Raw genomic sequence first — 19812 nt, forward strand, 5'->3', positions numbered from 1 at the left:
ACAGCTGTTAGGGTTTAGCTTTCTGTATGATAAAAAAAGAATTGATTTTTCCCTTTCCATTTTGCCACATACATGGCCTTATCTGCCTGCATTAATAAGGTCTCGGCATTCTCGCCGTCTTCCGGATAGAGGGATACGCCAACACTGGCTGTGACAGTCATATCATTCTGCTGGTTATTCCCCACCTGATCAATAAGTTCATGGATAATTTGTTCGATTTCCTCCCTGTTTCCATAGGAGTGAAGGAGAACGATGAATTCATCTCCCGCAAATCTGGCCACTTCACCCTTCGTTCCCACAATCTGCTTCATTTTTTCAGCGACTTCTTTCAAGAACAAGTCACCAACTAAATGTCCGTAGGTGTCATTGACTTTCTTAAAGCCATCGAGATCGATAAAAAGGATCGCCATCGTTTCATATTCTTTGGAGCTTAACTTTTTCCGAAAAACATCCATATACCAGCGGCGATTATATAATCCTGTTAAAGAATCGATATAAGCCAGGTCGTTCAATAGGCTTTCGTATCGCTTGGTATGGGTGATTTCTTTTCCAATGGTTAAAATAGCCGGCTTGCCTTCATAGATAATCGATATGCCAGTCGCTTCCACTTCAACAATTCCACCGTCAAGCCTTACTAAACGTTCTTCAATATATCTGTTCTCCGGACCGCTTTGTCCGATTCCGGCATCATAGGGGTTTTGCAGTGCGCCCATAATGGCGGCCAGCACCTTTTCATGTTCATCTGGATGAACAATCTCAAGTACGGGCTTTCCAACCAATTGGCCGCTTGAATCAGCGCCTAAAACTTTTTGTGCAGCCACATTGCTATAAACGATGATTCCTTCAATATGTATAATGATGGCTTCTGGGAAAAATTCAATCAGCTGCTGATATCCATCCTCCACATGGGCAGATAGTAGGTCTACATTTTTAGTCACGGAGTTCACCTTCATGGAAAATTCATTTGAATCTATTGTATGGAAAACATCCATGTTTTGTAAAATAGTTTCTTAGTTTAGTGGGGAGAAATTTGTTGGAACTCTTTTAATATAAGCAATCACATATGTTATAATTTATTTACTAAATAATCCAAATAAGTATTTATTTTCAATATTATAGTTTATGTGGGCTGATCTATCATGCCAATTTATTGATAAAGGGGTTTTAAAAATGAAGTCAGTGAAAGTGTATCATTATGATGCGTTTAGCAAGGAACCGAATAAAGGGAATCCAGCTGGTGTGGTGCTGAATGGAGAGGAGCTGACGGAAGAAGAAATGCAGGAGGTTGCCTTCAAAGTAGGGTTTAATGAGACGGCGTTTCCCGTTCAATCAGACATCGCCGATCTGAGACTCCGCTTTTTTACACCCGGTCATGAAATGAATTTATGCGGACACGGTACGATGGCGATGGTCTACGCCTTAAAAACAAAGGGGTTTTTAGGGGACAAGACCGATTTGACAATCGAAACCAAAGCGGGCATTTTACCCGTCAAAATCGATAATCAAACACATATTACAATGAAACAGGCTGCCCCACAGTTTCAAGCATTTCACGGGTCAAAGGAAGAGTTAGCCCATGCGATCGGGTTAACGAAAGAGGAAATCGATGAGGAACTGCCGGTTCTCTATGGAAGTACGGGGAATTGGACGCTAGTAATCCCCATTAAGAAACTAGCATCCTTTGAAAAAATGAAACCTAATAATGAGAGTTTCCCAACGATTTTAAAAGAAATACCGCAGGCCTCGATCCATCCAATCTGTTTGGAAACCTATCATTCGGAGGCAGATATGCACGGCCGTCATTTCTCTTCACCGAATTCCGGAACGACAGAAGATCCTGTAACAGGAACCGCCTCAGGAGTCATGGGGGCCTATTATGCCAAATACATAAAGCCGGATGTGGAGGAGTCACTGAATCTAGTAGTGGAACAAGGGCAGGAGATGGGGAAAGATGGCCTGGTGCAAGTCCATGTCGTCAAGACAGGGGATAGCTATGAGATTGAGATTACGGGGAATGCTGTGTATGTTAAGGAGTTTGAGGTGATATTGTAGGCAGGGTAGAATCCTCGATTTCATTGCAATTATGTGAATTATTTTAAGTAGTGTTTAAGAGCTTGTTACATTACAAAGAAACTTCCCGCAGGCAAAAACTATTTTGTTATGGTTAAACCGTACCAAAACTAGTTTTTTCTAAGGGAGGCTGCAAAATGGTAGTCAATTGGTGGAGACACAATAAAATTGCTGCTGGAATATTAACCGTTATTCGTTTATATCTAGGATTCAGCTGGCTTGTGGCAGGCTGGCATAAGTTAGCGGGCGGAGGGTTCGACGCTTCCGGATTCTTAAAAGGAGCGATCGCAAATCCGGTGAAAGGACCGGACGGAGCCGTCGTCTTTGGCTGGTATGTCGATTTCTTAAAACAGGTGGCCTTACCGAATGTTCATGTTTTTAATACTATGATTCCCGTTGGGGAGTTTGTAGTTGGTTTAGGTTTAATCTTAGGCTGCTTGACCACGGCGGCCATGTTTTTTGGTCTATTGATGAACTTTTCCTATTTATTTGCCGGAGCCATTTCATCGAACCCAATGGATATCCTGTTAGGAGGTCTCATCCTTTTTGCCGGCTTTAACGCTGGAAAATTTGGTCTTGACCACTGGGTGATTCCATTTATTCGTCAAGCCATACCGAAAGATAAAAATCAAATGACCATGATCGAGTTAGATCACCAACAGACGTTCAAAATAAATAATTAAGGCAGAAGGGGGGGCCTTCTGCCTTTTTTTGTTTAGGAAATTATAGATTAACTACTTGTGGATAACCTTTTACAGGTTTAGAAACGTCCAGCTCCAGCGCCTAGCCCCTCGATGGTCTACAGCCAATCCGTCCAAAAGGTTAAAAAGCAACCTTTCGGCCGGCTCGCCTTATGCTTGTCGGGGCTGATCAAGGCGCTTGCGCTTTTGTTCCTATCCTAAAATTCGTAAAGATTCTTGGACAAAGGCCGGGATGTCATCCGGCTGTCTGCTGGTGACCAGTTGATTGTGGCAGACAACAACTTCTTTGTCATGCAAGTTACCGCCGGCATTTTTTAAATCCACATGAATGGATTTATAACCCGTCACATCACGGCCTTCGAGTGTTTCGGCTGTAATCAGCAGCTGAGGTCCGTGGCAAATGGCTAAGACAGGTTTTTTAGCATCCATAAAGCTTTTGGCAAATTGGACGAAACGCTCGTCTGCCCGGAGAATATCCGGTGAAAATCCGCCGGGAATAAACAGGGCATCAAAGTCCTCTGGAGAGACGTCATCAATGCTTTGGTCGATGACCACTTCACTATTTCCCTGTTTGCCTTTCACCGTTTTGCCTTTCTTCATTTCGATAGCGGTAATCTCGTGGCCCTTTTCCTTAAAGGCCTGCACCGGCTCGCTATATTCGGAATCCTCGAAATGATCTGTTACTAACACAGCAATTTTTTTGCTCATAGCAATCAACTCCTTTTCTAAGACTCCATATTAAAAGTACCCATTATGATGGTGGATGAAACGCGTTTAGAAGGCTTTCTTGCCTTGTGGAGGACGTGTGTTTTGAGATATTAACAAAATTCCGCCGATATTAACAAAAATCGAAGGGATATGAACAAAAATTCGAATATATTAACAAAAAATAAGCGGATATGAACAAAAATTCCATCATATTAACAAAAAGGGGCCCCGCCACTTGGCGGAAAGCCCCGTATTTCTTACATGAAAAATTGCAGCCCTATTAACACCGCTTCTACCACAACGACGCCTAAAAGAAGATTCATTTTAAGGGTGCTTCTTTTCTCCGTCTTCGCCAAATCCCCTTTAGTAGCCATCTGGGTAGAGAGGGAGTGGAGGACATCATGATTATGTCTGCTCATCGACTCGACTTTTCCCTGCAATTCTTCAAGTTCTAACTTATGTTGTTCCAGCTGGTCGAATTGTTTTTGGGTGGCGCACTCGAGCTGATAGACCACTTTATTGATGAGTGCTTCTTCCCGTACGACTAGAATGGAATTAATAGACTCAGAATGTTTATAAAACATTTCTTTGTAGGACTGTTGCAGCAGCTCTAATCGGTTCTCCAGTTGCTGAAGAGCCGACACTTGTGCCGCTATTCTTTTTTCAGTTTTCGCGATCTCTTCACTGGTTAAAGTGACAAACGCCTCATTTTGCTTCAAAAATTTACGATTGCTCTCGTTGGAAAGGGAGAGCTCGTGCGTAAAGGAGGCAATTTCGTTTGAAACCGTATCAATGCCCGATACCGCTTTATCCAAGAGCTCCTTGTGACTGCTTTCCAATAGGTTTATTTTTTCTTTAAAATCACCGTAAAAAATGTCTTCGTTCAGCTTCTTTAATTCATTAACCGCTTTTTCGTATTCACTTTTTGTAGGGAGATTTGTTGTTGCCACTATTCGTCGCCTCCACCGTTTAAAGATTCAATCATATCCTTGCCGTCTTGCCGTAACAGCTGTAAATACTGTGCCGCAAGAAAGCGTTCCTCTCTATGACCATAAAGGAAATGCTGCATTAACTCTTCTTTATACTCCAGCCAATACTGGATCAAATAGCCCTGTAATTGGGATGCGTGTTCACCAAATTGGTTCCACAATTGACTTACCTTTAGATAGTGGGCTTTAAGCTCCGCCTCTTCCTTTTGATAAGTGAGAAATTCATTTTCTAGGCTGTTTATTTTTTGTATGTACGCATGATTGGAAGCCTCTGCCTGTTTGATGACCTGCTCTTTTTGCTCTTTAATTCCATCTAAGAAGGATGTCAGCAGCTGGTTATAGCTTTCATACACCTCTGTCAGCCAATCATGTGCCCGGCTCTTCATATTGGTAAGGGCTTTTTCATAGGTGGCTTTAAACCAGAAGGCATCAATTTTCTGCTCGATCTGTGGAATAGGAGAGAGGTCAGGCGGTTCTAAAGAATGACCTGGCTCTATTTTTAGAGTACCAGCCTCTTGTTTGATTTTCCGAATCGCGATCTCTAATTCTCTTTCAACACTTAGCTGTAACCTGGCGGCTCCCTCATTGATGACACTTGCTTTTCTGTTATAGGGAGTATACTCAATGAGATCATCCACCAACTCCCAAATGTGATCAGAATCCGTTTTTTTAAACTCCACCCCTTTTAGGAATTGGTCATAGTGAAGGATGTCATTTTCAAACCGGTCCGCTTGTAATAGAGCTTCTTCTTTTTCATGTTCGATGATAGATGCTTGTTTGGCAAATAAAATCTTGTACTGCTCTAATTGTTTTTCATAGTTTTCTAGCTCTTTTTTACTTTCCTCTTCACTTTCTTTTAAAAATGTCGTGAAGCTGTTAAAGGTATGCTTGTCTGGGCTTTCAAGGTCGTACCGCACCTGATGAAAAAGATCGGTCAGACCCTTGGTGTAGTCCGATTCTGTCGGATATTCATCAAATAGATGGATGAATTCCTGTATCGCCTTAAAAGCCCACTCGTACCTTTTTTTATGGAAATCAATCAAGGTAGGATTCATTTTAAAAGTCCAACTCCTGCATTTCTATCTATCTATCAATTTACTAATTATTTTACCATTTTTATGGAGAAACGAATGGATTTTTATCTGAAAATATCGAGAAATGTCAATAGGGGAGTTTTGGAAGGGGAGTATGTAAAAAGGGAGAAGAAGATCTTCTCCCTATGTTAACTAGCTTTAGTCATCATTTCGTTGTTTTGCGCGTGCGTTTCCGCCTTTTTCACCGATATCTTGATAGAATTCTTTATCATGATTCTCCGAAGTGGCTTCTCCGCCTTTACGGCCGATTTCCTGATAGAATTCTTTATCGTGGTTCTCCGAAGTGGCTTCTCCGCCTTTACGCCCGATTTCCCGGTAGAAATCCTTATCGTGGCTCTCCGCAGTAGCTTCTCCGCCTTTGCGTCCGATTTCCTGATAGAATTCCTTGTCATGGCTCTCAGCAGTAGCTTCTCCGCCTTTACGCCCGATTTCTTGGTAGAATTCCTTGTCGTGATTGCGAGCAGTTGTCTCTCCGCCTTTACGGCCTGCTTCTTCCAATGTCATTTTACCTTTGTCTTCGTCTTTTCTGTTTGCCATAATAAAATCCCTCCTAATAAAATTTGGAATTGCTATTGCGACTTACACTCTTTATCTACCCGGGCTCCATGATTCTAAAACATTTTTCTAGGATGATTAAAAAAAGGCCGATTCTGAGTAAACAGAATCAGCCCTTTTGATTTTACGTTACTGCATGGAAATCCAGACACTCTTCACTTCTGTATAGTTATCCAGTGCATAGGAGCCCATTTCACGTCCGATACCAGATTGCTTATATCCGCCAAATGGGGAAGCGGCATCAAAGGCATTGTAGCAGTTGACCCAAACGGTTCCGGCGCGGAGCTTGCCGGCAATATAGTGAGCTTTTGCCACATCGCGTGTCCACACACCAGCAGCCAAACCGTATTCGCTGTTATTTGCACGATTGATTAATTCGTCAATATCATCATAAGGCATAGCAGAAATAACCGGTCCAAAGATTTCCTCCTTGGCAATCGTCATTTCATCACGAACATCGGCAAAGATCGTAGGGGAGACGAAGTAGCCTTGCTCCAGAGGCTTGATGCCGCCTGCAACTAGCTGGGCGCCTTCGTTAAGTCCTTTTTCAATATATCCAAGTACCCGGTTTTGCTGCTCAGCGGAAACAAGCGGTCCAATCTCTGTATCGGCATGAATTCCAGCGCCTTGCTTGATTTTTTCAGCATGGGAGGCCATATCGGCTACGACATTATCAAACTGCTTTTTCTGAATAAACACGCGGGATCCAGCACAGCAAACCTGTCCTTGGTTAAACATAACTCCATTAAGGGCACCAGGAATCGCTTTGGTTAAATCCGCATCTGGAAGGATGATGTTTGGCGACTTACCGCCAAGCTCAAGGGTCACTCGTTTTAATGTTTTAGAGGCATTGGCCATAATTAGCTTACCAACTTCAGTCGAGCCGGTAAAAGCAATTTTATCCACTAAAGGATGATCGACAAGCGGCTGACCGGCTGTTTCGCCGAAACCAGGCACGATGTTAACCACACCTGCAGGGAAACCGGCTTCTTGAATTAATTCTGCTAAATATAGAGCAGATAATGGCGTTTGTTCAGCTGGTTTGAGAACCACGGTACATCCAGTGGCAAGAGCCGCACCAAGCTTCCACATCGCCATGAGAAGAGGGAAGTTCCAAGGGATAATTTGTCCGACCACTCCAACCGCTTCATGACGGGTAAAGTTAAAGTAGGGGCCGCTAACAGGAATCGTTTGTCCAACGATTTTTGTAGACCAGCCTGCATAATAGCGCATATGTTCAATCGCCAAAGGGATATCGGCATTAGTGGTTTCACGGATGGGCTTACCATTGTCGAGCGTCTCGAGCTGTGCTAGTTCCTCAGCGTTTTCTTCCATTAAATCAGCAAGCTTGTACATAAGACGGCTGCGATTAGCCGCGCTCATTTTGGACCATGGGCCCTCATCAAAGGCTTTACGAGCGGCTTTTACAGCTAAATCAATATCTTCTGGGCCTGCCTCATAAACACAGGCTAGTACTTCTCCAGTCGCAGGATTATAGGAATCGAAGGTTTTCTGAGATTTGCTTTCCACAAATTCCCCATTAATAAAAAGTTTCTTCTTTCCGCTTAAAAACTTTTCTACCTTTTCTTTTAGAACTGCTGTTAGTTGATTCATACGATCCCTCCATAAAAGTAGTTTCTATGTATTTACTCATGATAGCTCACATAAAAAAGGTTAACACTGCGATTATAGTAGATTCAATAAAATATTATACAAATATTCTGACAAGGAATGACGAACCCTAACGAAAATTAACAAAACTTAACAAAACATAACAAAAAACCTTCCTGGATATTTTAGGAAGGTTTTTTGATATAAGTTATACCTGTGGAGCTTCTCGCAAAATCGGCATCGTGCAGCAACGAAACGCACCGCCGGATTTAATAATTTCTGTAATATCGACCTCCATCACTTTATAGCCACGATCCCGTAGCTGCTTGTTTACCTCTTTATTAATAGGCAAACTTAGCACTCGTTTGTTACCGATCGAGAGGACATTGGTCCCTAAGGTGGCTTGTTCTTCTTTTGAAACTTTAATTAAATCGTATCGGGAAGCAAGTAACTTTAGTTTTTCTTCATCAATTTCTCCCGGAAAAATTAAGGCCTCATGTTCAGAGAGGATATTGAAGACGCAGTCTAAATGCAGGTATGTATCCGTAAATGGAATGGTAATGACTTCAAACGTGGGCAGTAAGCTTTGTAAATGGTCGATGGCGGATTCATTGGTCCGGTTACTAATACCAATATAGATGGTGTGACGGTCAATTAAGACGTCGCCGCCTTCAATTTTGTCTTCTAACAGGTTGGTATAAGTAATTTTTTCTTTTTCGAGCAGATCAATTAGCGGCTGTTCCTCACCTTTACGGACATCATGTGCCATATGCGCTACGAACACCTGATTTCCCAGCGTGAAGCCAATGTCACGAGTGAAGACTTGCTCTGGAAATGCCTTGGATGGAGAAACCAATAGGACTTCCACATCGTTTTCTTCTAAGGTTTTCACGAGCTGCTGATGTTGTTTTTTTGCTAGCTCGGTATCAATGTTTTCTTTTAAAAATTGCTTTTGAGTCTCGTTAATCGGTTCGCGGATGGTCATAAAGTCCGCTGGGCATAAAACCACTTTTCTTAGGGTGTCATATTCACTAAAACAAGCGCTTTTGATGGTTGGAGTATGATTTTGCATGTTGTCCTCCTCGGGCAGTCGAAATTATTTTATAATATTCCCTGTAAAGGTGTAGAGTAAACGAATTAATTGGGGTGCTGAATCGGCAATATTTTGAGGGTAAATGAGGGTGGCGCTAGTAAAAAAGGTATATCCGAGAGTAAAAGCGGGTTATGCGAGAGAAATCGTGTGTTATGCGAGAGTAAATGAGGGTGGCGCTAGTAAAAAAGGTGTATCCGAGAGTGAAAGCGGGTTATGCGAGAGAAATCGTGTGTTATGCGAGAGAAAATGTGACATATCCGAGAGTAAAGTGCCTCGGCGCTAGATAAAGGATGGTATTCGCCATCTGCCACTATGCCAATCGATAATAGTATGTGACAAAACACTCCGAAAGAGGTGTAAAACAATGATTCATAATAAGACCTTACATATTCTTAATGGACAAGCCATGTTTGATTTTTACCAAGAGACGAATTTTCTTAAAGGGGAGATAATGGCCCCTTTTAATGAGGCGATGTGCTATGGAAGCACCAGTAAGGATCTGTTTTCGCAAGAATTTATCGAAAGACGGGCGAAGGTTCATCACGTAACGGCAGAACAGTATACGGATCACACGCTAAAGCCGCTGCGTCCTCTTTTTCAAAAAGAATTTACGCAGATAAAATTGTGGTTTGATGCGGATATGTTTTGTCAGATCAACCTCTTAACCATTCTTGCTTGGCTAGACCGTATGGAATATAAAGAGAAGGTGGAAATACATATCGTCGGTGAACGGTTTGAACCTTTAAGTCATTTTATTATAAAAGCGGATGGTTATAATTCAATTTACAAACAAGTTCTCATTGATAAAACATTTCCTGCAGATATCCAGCCAGCCTCTTTAAAGAGGGGAGTGGAGCTTTATTTGAATTACCTTCATAAAGACAGTGATCTTATGCAGTATATTGAAAAAAACCGGGATGTTCCGGAAAAGGAACTTGTATGGGCGTTAATCAATGAATTCCGAGATTATGGGTTAGGAGATACACAATATCTTGAAATAATAAAAAACCGCCCAAAAAACCAGTAGTTATTTTATTTATTACTCAACACAGGAACATCGAACCATAAAAGCAGAAACACGGTTATAGGCACAGACAAAATATACGCCCACAAAGGACGTTTGTGATGCAGGATCAACATTGGAACCATTATGCATGCAAAAGCAACCGACCACCCGTATGTCCAGCCGTGATGATAAACACATAATCCATTTAAAACCATAACCAATTCAAAACCTAACCATAATAGTATCCAAATGAAGATATAGAGTAATAGCTTCACCAGTTTTTGTTTAGGAAAGCGATATAAAAAAATTAGCATGGTGCTCGGGTAAATCGTGAACATGATGAAAAGGTTATTGAGTAAATGATTTGGTAATAAATTGGGCGGGTTTGGGTATGACCATAAGGAATAATTCCAAGTGAATAAGTTATAAAGCATGTCACCCATAATGAAATATTGGATGGTGGGGAGATAAAGGCGCCAATTTCTCCAATCCCCCCACCTCCACGCACATATAATCGAAATGATGCCAAATAAGATAAGAAACATAATAACCACCAACTAAGTTTTTAAAATTAGGTATTACGCATGAAAGGTATTTTAATTATTTAAAGTTTCATATTAATACTCTCTAACTTATTTATAAGTAATTTCATGTTCTACTGGTAAAAGGCTAGCAGAAAATTAAGGTTGTGTTGGTGGGGCAGTACTGCTTAGATTTTGCCCGCCTGACGGTGGAGCCGTTCAGTTAATTTGTAATTTCCTAGCACCATTAAAAGCAAAAATGGGTAGCACAATGCTGAATACCACAGTTTCCATTTCGTATAGTAAAAGAATCCTGAACGTAACGCAGCTACTTCATACATAAGGCAAAATGCCGTCCAACCAAGAATGTAAAGCAACTGATGAAATTTAGACTTCTCGAAAGGATAGTAATTTAAAAAAATGGCATTTACGGGCGGATATAAGAAAATTGGGAGAAATCCAGACCATTGATTACCTGGTGCGATGTAGCCGAACAGGTTTAATTTCAAATCTAATGCCAAATTGGACATATTCTCAGCTACAATTGAAAATAAGGCAGTTGACCAAATTTGCAGCCAGGAAATACGTTTGGGGATCAAGATGACGATTAAGTAAAATATTATGAGGGACGCAATTAGGAAAAGTATCTTTACCTCTCCTTTCTCTTTCCATATTTCTAGACGTTATTCTATATATTTTGTTTAAATTATATTTTTAGTCATAAAAAGGGAAGATTCTAAAATGGATAGAATCTTCCCTTTTTAACATGATGCTGCAAATGGTGCCTGTCACCGTTTCTTATTTCATCACTGTACTAATCTTGCCCTCGCCGGCTGGCTTTACCCTAAATAGACTAAATCCTTTAGTTCATCGGTAGAGAGCTCGGTGAGCCAGTTTTCGCTGGTGATGATTTGGTCGTTGAGGAATTGTTTCTTCTCAAGCATAGCATCGATCTTTTCTTCAAGTGTCCCTGTACAAATCAGCTTATGCACGTGCACAAACCGTGATTGCCCAATCCGGTAAGCACGGTCGGTTGCCTGGTTTTCAACTGCCGGATTCCACCAGCGGTCATAGTGAATCACGTGATTGGCTGCCGTGAGGTTCAACCCCGTACCGCCTGCCTTTAACGACAATAGGAACACAGGGAACTCCTGATTTTGGAACCGTTCAATCATGTTGTCACGCTGCGTCTTCGGGATACTTCCGTTCAAGAATGGGACCTCGACACCAAACTGTTTCTTTATGGCACTGCGGATCATTTCACCCATTTCAATATATTGGGTGAAAATCAGACAGCTCTCGCCTTGGTCTAAGACTGCATCCACCAGCTCTACCAGCTTCTCCATCTTATTTGAGCGATCGAGCAGCTCGCGTCCAACTGACTTCTCTTTTAGATAGAGAGCAGGGTGGTTGCATAGCTGTTTTAAGCGGCTCAACATCTGGAGAATTAATCCCTTACGCTCAAAACCAGATAACTTTTCAATCTCTGCAAAGGTATCGTGGATCAGCTGCTCATATAAGGAGGCCTGCTCTGCTGTAAGCGGACAGTATTCCTTCTGCTCAAGTTTATCCGGCAGGTTGAGAGCGACCTCTTCATCCTTTTTCGTCCTGCGCAGTAAGAAAGGACGAATTAAAGACTGAAGCTGCTGAACTTTTTCCTTCTTTTCATCCTTTTCAATGGGAATGACGAACTTCTTCTGGAACTGCCCTAAGCTGCCGAGATATCCATGATTGGTGAAATCAAAGATAGACCACAGCTCTGATAGGCGGTTTTCCATGGGGGTTCCCGTTAGTGCAATATGGTGACGGCCGCGCAGTCGCCTTACTGCCTTCGATTGCTTGGTTTGAGCATTCTTGATGTTTTGCGCCTCATCAATGGCAATCGAACTCCAAAGCATAGAATCGAATTCTTCTGTATCCAGGTGGCTCAATCCATAGGAAGTCAGCACCACATCAGCCTCTTGAACGCGTTCCTTAAAGCCATCTTCCTTCAGACGGTTCGAACCATAGTGCAGATACACCTTCATCTCCGGAGCAAACCGTTCCAGCTCCTTCTGCCAGTTTCCAAGTACAGAAGTCGGACAAATAATTAGCGACGCCTTCGTAGGAACCTTCTCCTTTGGAGCAGAATCCGCCGCATCCGCACCTGACGTTTTTTTGCGTTTGGTAGTGCTAACGGTGTCAGGCACCATTTCTAAGGTATCCTCGTTTTTTACCTTTAGTAGGTAGGAGATGAGCTGGACGGTTTTGCCGAGGCCCATGTCGTCGGCAAGGACGGCGCCAAATCCAAATTGACGCAGGAACCAGAGCCAGCTCATGCCGAGCTGCTGGTAAGGACGGAGTTCACCATTCAAGCCTTCGGGAACAGATTCCAGAGGAATTTCGTGCACTTCTGAAAGCATCTTGACCATCTGTTTCCACTGACGATTCAATTCGATCTGGATCTTTGCAAAGGCCTTAGGATTCTCCAATTCTTCTTCGGTCGCTGTTGAATCAACGAGCTCCTGCTCCAATAGGTCACGGACATGTAAGCCCTCTTTTTCAGCCCGTTTCATTAAATCCTGAATTTGACGAATAAACTGAGGGTCGAGCTTTACCCAGCGGCCGCGGATAAACACAAGCCGGCGTTTTTCCTCGACAAGCTGGCCAAACTCTTCTTCAGACAAATCCACCCCGTTCATCGAGAAGCGCCAGTTGAAATCAAGCATTGCCTGTAGTCCAACGAAGGACGGACGGTGACTGGAGGATCCCTTCAGGGATGCCTTCACCTTCAAGTTGGCATTCTTCATGGCCTGCCACCAAGAAGGAAGGAGGATTTCAACGTTCAGCGCAACCAAGGTTTCACTAGCATCGGTTAAGAACATCCAGGCTTCTTCCTCGGTAAGATGAGTCTTAAAAAAGCCATCCTCTTCAAGCCAAGGAATTAACCGGGCCCAGCGGCTCCGCTCCTCGTCGACCTTTTCTAGGTACGGGCGCCACTTCGCGGGAATCTTCCGTACGCCCTCGACGTCATAAATATCATCTACATTATTTTTTCCGCGCAAAAAGACATCCAGACTCCAAGGACCCTCACCATCCATTGGTTCCTCGAGTCGAAGACCAATGGTAAAAGGGGTGTCATTTTCCTTAATTCCGACCCACTGAAGCCAGCTTTCTTCATCAAAGTAACGAGCTAGATCGACACCGGATATTTCTTGCTTTCTCAATAGATCTAGCTTGGGGCCAAACAAATCCTTCATGGCTGAATTCCGTGTGAGATAGGCATCAAGGGCCCCATTAAATAACTCCGAAATGTATTCTTTGGTCGTGTCAAGTTCATCCTCACCGCTAGTTGAGGTTTGAGATTCATCCACGATAGTCTGTTCCCAAAAGGAGGAGTCGAATTCGTCCTTGACCCGCTCCGGCAGTTTCCAACGGAAATCGCCATGCTCCCAGACTGAAAAGTCTGGCAGCCAATCCTTCTCTAAAATCCCTTCATAAAGGGCGAGTGCAGAAGCAAGGCAGATCTCAGACTGCTCGTTCCAATCCCAGTCAATAAAACGATTGAAGGATTCCTTGGCAAACAAAGAGACGAGCTGCCAGCCGCTGACGACGACACCTTCTACATCGTTCACTGTTTCTGTCTCGAGAAGTGTGCCAAAAAAGCTCTCTTCATGGCTGCTAAAAACGAGGTTTTTCCATCTGAACGGGTTCATATATTTCCCACGCTCATCCTGAGCCGTCAACAGAAAACGGCCATCCTCCAATTTAGTTGTCAGTAATTTGATAAACCTGGTTTTAAGCATAAATAACGTACCCCTTTAAACCAAACCACAAGGCCTTAGCCCGGGTTATTAAAGTTATGTATATATCATGGGCGTTGTACACCTGGTATGGACACTGTCCACGGATGGTGCCTGACACCTTTTGTAATGCAGCTGTCTTAGAAAAATCCATATTTCTATATTATAACCAAAAATTTGTGGTTAGAGGAGTGGGGGAGGATGATGTGTTGATTTTTCATTAAATTCTTGTTTAGAGGAGTGGTCGATAAATGGTCTAAAGTGGTTGATAATATCTTAAAGAAGGTAAGCTAATACACTAAATATCTGCTCTAATCTATGCAATTAGGTATAAATAAAACCCTCTTGCCAAGTCTTTAGAACTTTCCAAGAGGGTTACACTTAAAATGGCTCATCTTCTCATTAAAAGGTATAAAAAATAAGGAGCCCCGATCAATGCCACCATAATCCCCGCCGGAATTCCATTTGGTTCCACAAGATTCCGCCCCAAGGTATCGGCAACTAATAAGAGCCAGCCCCCAATAAGAAGGGCAATCGGGATAAATAATTGATTCCTCGGTCCGACTAACGCCTTGGCAATATGCGGAGCCATTAATCCAATAAAGGAGATTCCTCCCGTCACCGAAACAGCAGAAGCGGCTAAAGCAACGGCGGTTAAAAGCAGTACCACTCGTTCCCTTTCAAGCGACAGCCCAACCCCAATCGCAACCGGTTCACTAAATCCAAGCAAATTCAACCGGTTGGCTTTGAATAACGTAAACGGGATCAGAATCACTAACCAGGGAAGAATCGCCCAGATAAACGGCCAATCCGTTCCCCAAATATTCCCCGCCAGCCATTTCGCGATAAAATCAACTTTTTCCCGCTCAGCTGAGGAAATCAGGACAATCATCGCACCGGACAGCGCCATAGCAAAACCAATCCCGACGAGCACCAATCGTACAGGCTGCAGCCCCGTAGTCCGCTTATAGGAAAATAGATAGATCAACCCAGCCGTTAGCAGCGCACTAACAAAGGCAACAAGTGGCAGGACATAGACAAACGAGCCAGCTTCAATTGGGAAAAAAAGAAAGAAAACCGCCACCCCAACACCAGCGCCAGAGTTAATGCCCATCACCCCAGGATCGGCTAAATCATTTCGGGTAATTCCTTGTAAAATAGAGCCAGATAAGGCGAGTGCCATCCCGGCCAAGAGGGTGATCACAATTCGAGGCAGCCGAATCGAAAGAAGCACAAATTCCTCTTTAAACGTTCCATGACCAAGCAGAGTGGGGAGGATCCGGTCATAAGAAACAGAGGAATAGCCCCACCCCATAGCGATGATCGTAGTAAGTAAAATCAGTATAACCAAAATAACAAAGCTCAAGCGTTGTTTTCTTACTAATGCAGGATGAATCATGAGAAGATACTGCCTCCTTTACGTACAATAATCAAGAAGAAAGGCAGCCCTAGTACCGCCACAATCGCGGCCACGGGTGTTTCATAGGGTGAATGGATCGTCCGGCCAACTGTGTCGGCGAACAGCATAAAGATCGCTCCAGAAATGGCGCTCATCGGCAGGATCAACCGGTAATCCGTCCCGACCATGGCCCGGACAACGTGCGGAATCATTAAACCGATAAACGCCATATTCCCGACCAGCGCCACCGATGCACCGGCAAGCAGAATAATCACGATAAACAGGATGGCCTTGATTTGGGAGGTTTTTTGCCCTAAGCCAACGGCGACCTCTTCATTTAGACTAAGGATGGTAAGATGCCGCGCAAGCAGGAGGGAAATCAGGATGCCGATGATAATAACCGGCACCACGACAGATAACTGTTTCCAAGAAGTCCCAACCAATCCTCCGGAAGTCCACAGCGAAACATTTTTTGATAGTTTAAAATAAATCCCGATCCCCTCAGCAACCGCATAAAGGAAGCCAGAAATCGCCGCCCCCGCTAAGACAATCCGGAGCGGAGAAAAACCGCCTTTTGTGATTGTGCCAATTCCGAAAACCATAATCGTCCCGGCCGCCGCACCAATAAAACAAGCGAGCGTGATAAACAGGTAATTAGCAGAAGGGAAAAAGGCAATCGTGATTGCCAGCGCTGCGTTGGCACCAGCTGTCAGTCCAAGAATACCTGGGTCTGCGAGGGGATTTCGCGTCAGTCCCTGCATAATCGCCCCGGCGACAGACAAACCAGCACCAACAAAGATCGCGGCGACTTCTCGTGGAAAGCGGATTTCACGAAGCATCAGCGTCGTTTCATTTTTTGCATTGGTCGTAAGTGCCAGCCACACATCCTTGAGCGTGGTCTCAGCGGCACCAAAAAGACAAGCAATGATAAACATTCCGATCAAAACAAGCAGACTGACCGTTAGTTTATAGATAAAGGGGAGGGAGTGTCGATTTTCTATCATCTGTCTATCTCCTAGAATAGGGAAGAGGAATTCTATACAAGAATCCCTCGACGCCATCTTATTTTTCTAAAAATGATTTCTTGAAAAATTCGAGCTGTTTATCCAGGGTAACCGGGTCACTGAAGGAAGCGCCATTCCCTTCCATTTCATAGACATGATGGTTCTTAACAGCAGGAATATTCTTATAGGACTCCGTTTGCTGGAAGGACGTATCAGCATCTGAATATTTGCTTAGAATCACATAGTCACCGGCATACTCAGGAAGGACCTCTGAAGAAATCGCATAATAACCAGACTTCAACGCCATTTCCTTCACCTTTTCAGGCATCTTCAAGTTCATCGCCTGATACAAGATTTCCGTTCCACGCGCCCAGTTATTGCCGAATACATAAAGATCTTTGTTATATGCTTCCATGACAGATACGGTCGCATTTTCACCGATTTTCGCACGAATCTCTGTTCCAGCTTCGTCAGCACGCTTTTTGAAGTCATCGACCCAAGCTTGAGCTTCTTTTTCCTTGTTTAATAGTTTACCAATTTCAACATGCTGGGAGAGATAATCCAATTTTCCCCATGTATAAGTGACAGTAGGGGCAATTTCCTTTAACTTATCGAGGTTTTTAATATTGGATAACCCAATAATTAAATCTGGATTTAATTCAATAATCTTCTCTAAATTCTCATCAGACACTTCGGCCACATCTTTTAACTCATTTTTAAAAGTAGGGCTATTTTTAGACCAAACATCGACTCCGACCACATTTACTCCTAAAGAGAGGACATTACCGGTGAAGCCGGAGAGCAAAACCACCCGTTTCGGGTGCGTCGGTACTTCGACAGGACCCGTTTCTGATTGATATGTAAAGGTTTTGGCTTCTTTTTTAGAAGCTGTACTTGCTGTTTTTTCAGATGAAGAATGGCTGCAGGCACTAATAATTAACACTAAGAGCAGAATAATCGGGAATAATAGCTTTTTCATTTGAATCGTCTCCTTTAATTAAATGATAGGTAAGGCACATAGGTTTATTGGTTCGAGGATCTCTGCCAATTTCAGCGTCGATTTGAAAAACCTCTTGGAGCACGTCTCGGGTCATCACTTCTTCACAATCTCCGGCCTTCACGATGTGGCCGTTTTTCATGGCAATCATAAAGTCCGCGAATCGGGCCGCGTGATTTAAATCATGAAGGACCATAACAATTGTACGTCCCTGTTCTATGTTCAGCTTCTGTAAAAGCTCCAGCACCTCGAGCTGATGGGCCATATCTAAATAAGTAGTGGGCTCATCGAGAAAGATAATGTCTGTTTCTTGCGCAAGCGCCATGGCTATCCAGACGCGCTGCCGCTGTCCGCCTGATAAGGCATCGATAGGGCGGAACTTGAAGTCGCTCGTTCCTGTTACTTCCAAGGCCCAGTCAATCACTTCCATATCTCTTTTCGTGAGACGCCCGAAGCCTTTTTGATAGGGGAAGCGGCCATAAGAGACAAGTTCACCAACCGTTAGTCCGCCGGCACTTTCAGGGGATTGCGGAAGAATCGCCATTTTGGTTGCCAGTAGCTTTGTGTTTTCCTTTGAAATGTCTTTCCCATCTAATACGACAGCACCAGATTGCTGCGAAATAATCCGGGTAATCGCTTTTAATAGCGTCGATTTTCCACAGCCATTCGAGCCAATGATTGCCGTCACTTTTCGATCAGGTATAGTCACACTGAGATTTTTCACAATGAGCTGTTCGCCATAGCCAATTGTTAAATCATTTGTATATAATCGGACCATTTGTAAACCTCCTTAACATAAGATTGATCCGTTCAATTGATAATGATTATCATTTTCGATATTAACTATATGTTGAATGACAATAGGCTGTCAATAACTTTTTTGGAGAAGTGTGAATAAACAAGATCATTTATTAAAATTTTGTGAAAAAAATAAAAAATGTTTGATATTGATAATCGTTTTCAATTACAATACGATTAACTGATAATGTTTATCAATTGGAGGGGCGCCTAATGGAATTATTTGATGTGACAATCATCGGTGGAGGACCAGCAGGGCTTTACTCTGCTTTTTATAGCGGATTAAGAGAAATGAAAACGAAGCTAATCGAATTTCAGCCGCAGTTAGGCGGGAAGTTACATATTTATCCTGAAAAAATGATTTGGGATGTAGGGGGACAGACCCCAATTCCGGGAGCAAAACTAATGGAACAGCTGGTGGCTCAAGGATTAACGTTTAATCCTGACGTCGTGTTAAATGAAAAGGTGGAGTCGATTAGTCGCAATGAAGAAGGGGTGTTTGTCTTACAGGCTGCCTCAGGCCAGAAACATTTTTCGAAAACGGTCATTGTGGCGATCGGCAGCGGCATTCTGAAACCTCAAAAACTCGAAATTCAAGGAGCCGAGAGATTTGAAGTGTCCAATTTAAACTATACGGTCAAATCACTTAAGCATTTCAAGGATAAAACGGTGATTATTTCAGGCGGCGGAAATAGCGCGATTGATTGGGCCAATGAGTTAGAGTCGATTGCAAAAAAGGTATATGTCACGTATCGAAAGGATTCTTTAAAAGGCCACGAGGCCCAGGCCACCCAGTTATTAAGCAGTTCGGCGGTTTGTTTGCCGCATACATCGATTACGAAACTGATGGCAAGCCCCGAGCAGGATGTTATTGAAAAAGTAGAGCTAACGAACTTTGAAACAGGGGAGGTATCCTACCTGCCTATTGATGAAGTGATCATTAACCACGGCTATGAACAGGATGCAGCGCTGCTGAAGAATAGCAGTTTGGATATTGCCTTAGTCGATCAATATTATATTGCGGGTAATGCGGCGAGCGAGTCTTCGGTCGAGGGACTGTATGCAGCGGGAGATATCCTGATGCACGATGGAAAAGTCCAATTAATTTCTGGTGCTTTTCAAGATGCGGCCAATGCGGTAAATAAAGCCAAACAATGGATCCAGCCGGATGCGCAAAAAAGCGCGATGGTTTCTTCGCATAATGAAGTGTTTAAGCAGCGGAATAAGGAATTGGTGAGGCAATTAATTAAATAGAATGGAGGAGTTCATGTGTTTGTACAATTGAAAAAGACAGTCGTGACATAGGAAAATGCCGAAAAAATAGTTTCCCGTTTTAGTAGGGAGGGGCTAATTGAAAGTGCCCAAGAAAGCCATTAGTTACGGTGTAAGGTCACAAAAAAAATTAATTAAGCCCAAGGAGGCCATCAGAAAGGGTGTAAGGTCACAAAAAAAATTAATTAAGCCCAAGGAGGCCATCAGAAAGG

At 43.2% G+C, this 19812-nt stretch carries 18 protein-coding genes; 4 read left to right on the plus strand and 14 right to left on the minus strand.

All coding sequences use genetic code 11. The annotated features are described in order from the left end of the window. Window positions 1-14 precede the first annotated feature (14 nt). Entirely contained in the window at window positions 15-938 is a 924-nt protein-coding gene (locus CVD27_RS04865) for a sensor domain-containing diguanylate cyclase (RefSeq protein WP_180960151.1), read from the minus strand. Window positions 939-1170: 232 nt separating this feature from the next. On the opposite strand from CVD27_RS04865, the gene CVD27_RS04870 reads away from it, so the two are divergent. Beyond that, window positions 1171-2052 (plus strand): PhzF family phenazine biosynthesis isomerase, encoded by an 882-nt coding sequence (locus tag CVD27_RS04870; protein ID WP_101646758.1) that lies wholly within the window; start codon window positions 1171-1173, stop codon window positions 2050-2052. Between the two features lie 155 nt (window positions 2053-2207). Then, window positions 2208-2753 carry a DoxX family protein gene (locus CVD27_RS04875; protein ID WP_101646759.1) on the plus strand — a complete coding sequence of 182 codons (546 nt, stop codon included), beginning with the start codon at window positions 2208-2210 and terminating at the stop codon, window positions 2751-2753. Between the two features lie 210 nt (window positions 2754-2963). Here CVD27_RS04875 and CVD27_RS04880 read toward each other — a convergent pair whose 3' ends face one another. From CVD27_RS04880 to CVD27_RS04905, 6 genes are all read right to left on the minus strand, one after another. Beyond that, window positions 2964-3479, minus strand: a complete 516-nt coding sequence (locus CVD27_RS04880; protein ID WP_101646760.1) for a type 1 glutamine amidotransferase domain-containing protein — start codon at window positions 3477-3479, stop codon at window positions 2964-2966. Window positions 3480-3736: 257 nt separating this feature from the next. Next, window positions 3737-4429 carry a hypothetical protein gene (locus CVD27_RS04885; protein ID WP_101646761.1) on the minus strand — a complete coding sequence of 231 codons (693 nt, stop codon included), beginning with the start codon at window positions 4427-4429 and terminating at the stop codon, window positions 3737-3739. Then, window positions 4429-5523, minus strand: a complete 1095-nt coding sequence (locus CVD27_RS04890; RefSeq protein ID WP_101646762.1) for a hypothetical protein — start codon at window positions 5521-5523, stop codon at window positions 4429-4431. The genes CVD27_RS04885 and CVD27_RS04890 overlap by 1 nt, the downstream gene beginning before the upstream one ends. Window positions 5524-5700: 177 nt before the next feature. Further along, a complete protein-coding gene (gene gsiB / locus CVD27_RS04895; RefSeq protein WP_101646763.1) occupies window positions 5701-6099 on the minus strand; it encodes a glucose starvation-inducible protein GsiB in 399 nt (132 codons plus the stop codon). 147 nt (window positions 6100-6246) lie between these two features. Further along, a complete protein-coding gene (locus CVD27_RS04900; protein WP_101646764.1) occupies window positions 6247-7731 on the minus strand; it encodes an aldehyde dehydrogenase family protein in 1485 nt (494 codons plus the stop codon). Window positions 7732-7936: 205 nt separating this feature from the next. Beyond that, window positions 7937-8800 carry a dimethylarginine dimethylaminohydrolase family protein gene (locus CVD27_RS04905; protein ID WP_101646765.1) on the minus strand — a complete coding sequence of 288 codons (864 nt, stop codon included), beginning with the start codon at window positions 8798-8800 and terminating at the stop codon, window positions 7937-7939. Between the two features lie 385 nt (window positions 8801-9185). Here CVD27_RS04905 and CVD27_RS04910 point away from each other — a divergent pair, with 385 nt between their 5' ends. Beyond that, on the plus strand, window positions 9186-9848 hold the full coding sequence (locus CVD27_RS04910) for an AraC family transcriptional regulator (RefSeq protein ID WP_101646766.1): 663 nt from the start codon (window positions 9186-9188) through the stop codon (window positions 9846-9848). 5 nt (window positions 9849-9853) lie between these two features. On the opposite strand, the gene CVD27_RS29040 is transcribed toward CVD27_RS04910, so the two are convergent. The 7 genes from CVD27_RS29040 to CVD27_RS04945 form a co-directional block, all read right to left on the minus strand. Beyond that, the gene (locus CVD27_RS29040) at window positions 9854-10372 is read right to left on the minus strand and encodes a CBO0543 family protein (protein WP_101646767.1); all 519 of its coding nucleotides are present in this window, start codon (window positions 10370-10372) and stop codon (window positions 9854-9856) included. A gap of 164 nt (window positions 10373-10536) precedes the next feature. After that, the gene (locus CVD27_RS27925; RefSeq protein ID WP_180960152.1) at window positions 10537-10947 is read right to left on the minus strand and encodes a CBO0543 family protein; all 411 of its coding nucleotides are present in this window, start codon (window positions 10945-10947) and stop codon (window positions 10537-10539) included. A gap of 240 nt (window positions 10948-11187) precedes the next feature. Continuing rightward, window positions 11188-14133: a DEAD/DEAH box helicase gene (locus CVD27_RS04925; RefSeq protein WP_101646769.1), complete on the minus strand. Its 2946-nt coding sequence runs from the start codon at window positions 14131-14133 to the stop codon at window positions 11188-11190. Window positions 14134-14521: 388 nt separating this feature from the next. Beyond that, entirely contained in the window at window positions 14522-15529 is a 1008-nt protein-coding gene (locus tag CVD27_RS04930) for a FecCD family ABC transporter permease (RefSeq protein ID WP_101646770.1), read from the minus strand. Continuing rightward, entirely contained in the window at window positions 15526-16533 is a 1008-nt protein-coding gene (locus CVD27_RS04935) for a FecCD family ABC transporter permease (protein ID WP_101646771.1), read from the minus strand. Before CVD27_RS04935 ends, CVD27_RS04930 begins: the two co-directional genes overlap by 4 nt. 58 nt (window positions 16534-16591) lie before the next feature. Continuing rightward, window positions 16592-17512, minus strand: a complete 921-nt coding sequence (locus tag CVD27_RS04940) for an iron-hydroxamate ABC transporter substrate-binding protein (protein WP_101646772.1) — start codon at window positions 17510-17512, stop codon at window positions 16592-16594. Continuing rightward, complete coding sequence (locus tag CVD27_RS04945; RefSeq protein ID WP_101646773.1) at window positions 17463-18308, minus strand: ABC transporter ATP-binding protein; 846 nt, start codon at window positions 18306-18308, stop codon at window positions 17463-17465. Before CVD27_RS04945 ends, CVD27_RS04940 begins: the two co-directional genes overlap by 50 nt. Window positions 18309-18541: 233 nt before the next feature. Here CVD27_RS04945 and CVD27_RS04950 point away from each other — a divergent pair, with 233 nt between their 5' ends. Next, window positions 18542-19582, plus strand: coding sequence for an NAD(P)/FAD-dependent oxidoreductase (locus tag CVD27_RS04950; protein ID WP_101646774.1), 1041 nt, complete (start codon window positions 18542-18544; stop codon window positions 19580-19582). Window positions 19583-19812: the final 230 nt, after the last annotated feature.

It is taken from the genome of Neobacillus cucumis (assembly GCF_002860255.1).
In the GTDB taxonomy this organism is placed as follows: Bacteria; Bacillota; Bacilli; order Bacillales; family Cytobacillaceae; genus Neobacillus; species Neobacillus cucumis_A.

Coding starts and splice junctions, on each gene's coding strand:
- CVD27_RS04945 (WP_101646773.1), bottom strand. CDS start 18,308: ATGGTCCGATTATATACAAATGATTTAACAATTGGCTATGGCGAACAG.
- CVD27_RS04890 (WP_101646762.1), bottom strand. CDS start 5,523: ATGAATCCTACCTTGATTGATTTCCATAAAAAAAGGTACGAGTGGGCT.
- CVD27_RS04925 (WP_101646769.1), bottom strand. CDS start 14,133: ATGCTTAAAACCAGGTTTATCAAATTACTGACAACTAAATTGGAGGAT.
- CVD27_RS04880 (WP_101646760.1), bottom strand. CDS start 3,479: ATGAGCAAAAAAATTGCTGTGTTAGTAACAGATCATTTCGAGGATTCC.
- gsiB (WP_101646763.1), bottom strand. CDS start 6,099: ATGGCAAACAGAAAAGACGAAGACAAAGGTAAAATGACATTGGAAGAA.
- CVD27_RS04910 (WP_101646766.1), top strand. CDS start 9,186: ATGATTCATAATAAGACCTTACATATTCTTAATGGACAAGCCATGTTT.
- CVD27_RS04950 (WP_101646774.1), top strand. CDS start 18,542: ATGGAATTATTTGATGTGACAATCATCGGTGGAGGACCAGCAGGGCTT.
- CVD27_RS04930 (WP_101646770.1), bottom strand. CDS start 15,529: ATGATTCATCCTGCATTAGTAAGAAAACAACGCTTGAGCTTTGTTATT.
- CVD27_RS04905 (WP_101646765.1), bottom strand. CDS start 8,800: ATGCAAAATCATACTCCAACCATCAAAAGCGCTTGTTTTAGTGAATAT.
- CVD27_RS04900 (WP_101646764.1), bottom strand. CDS start 7,731: ATGAATCAACTAACAGCAGTTCTAAAAGAAAAGGTAGAAAAGTTTTTA.
- CVD27_RS04875 (WP_101646759.1), top strand. CDS start 2,208: ATGGTAGTCAATTGGTGGAGACACAATAAAATTGCTGCTGGAATATTA.
- CVD27_RS29040 (WP_101646767.1), bottom strand. CDS start 10,372: ATGTTTCTTATCTTATTTGGCATCATTTCGATTATATGTGCGTGGAGG.
- CVD27_RS04940 (WP_101646772.1), bottom strand. CDS start 17,512: ATGAAAAAGCTATTATTCCCGATTATTCTGCTCTTAGTGTTAATTATT.
- CVD27_RS04935 (WP_101646771.1), bottom strand. CDS start 16,533: ATGATAGAAAATCGACACTCCCTCCCCTTTATCTATAAACTAACGGTC.
- CVD27_RS04870 (WP_101646758.1), top strand. CDS start 1,171: ATGAAGTCAGTGAAAGTGTATCATTATGATGCGTTTAGCAAGGAACCG.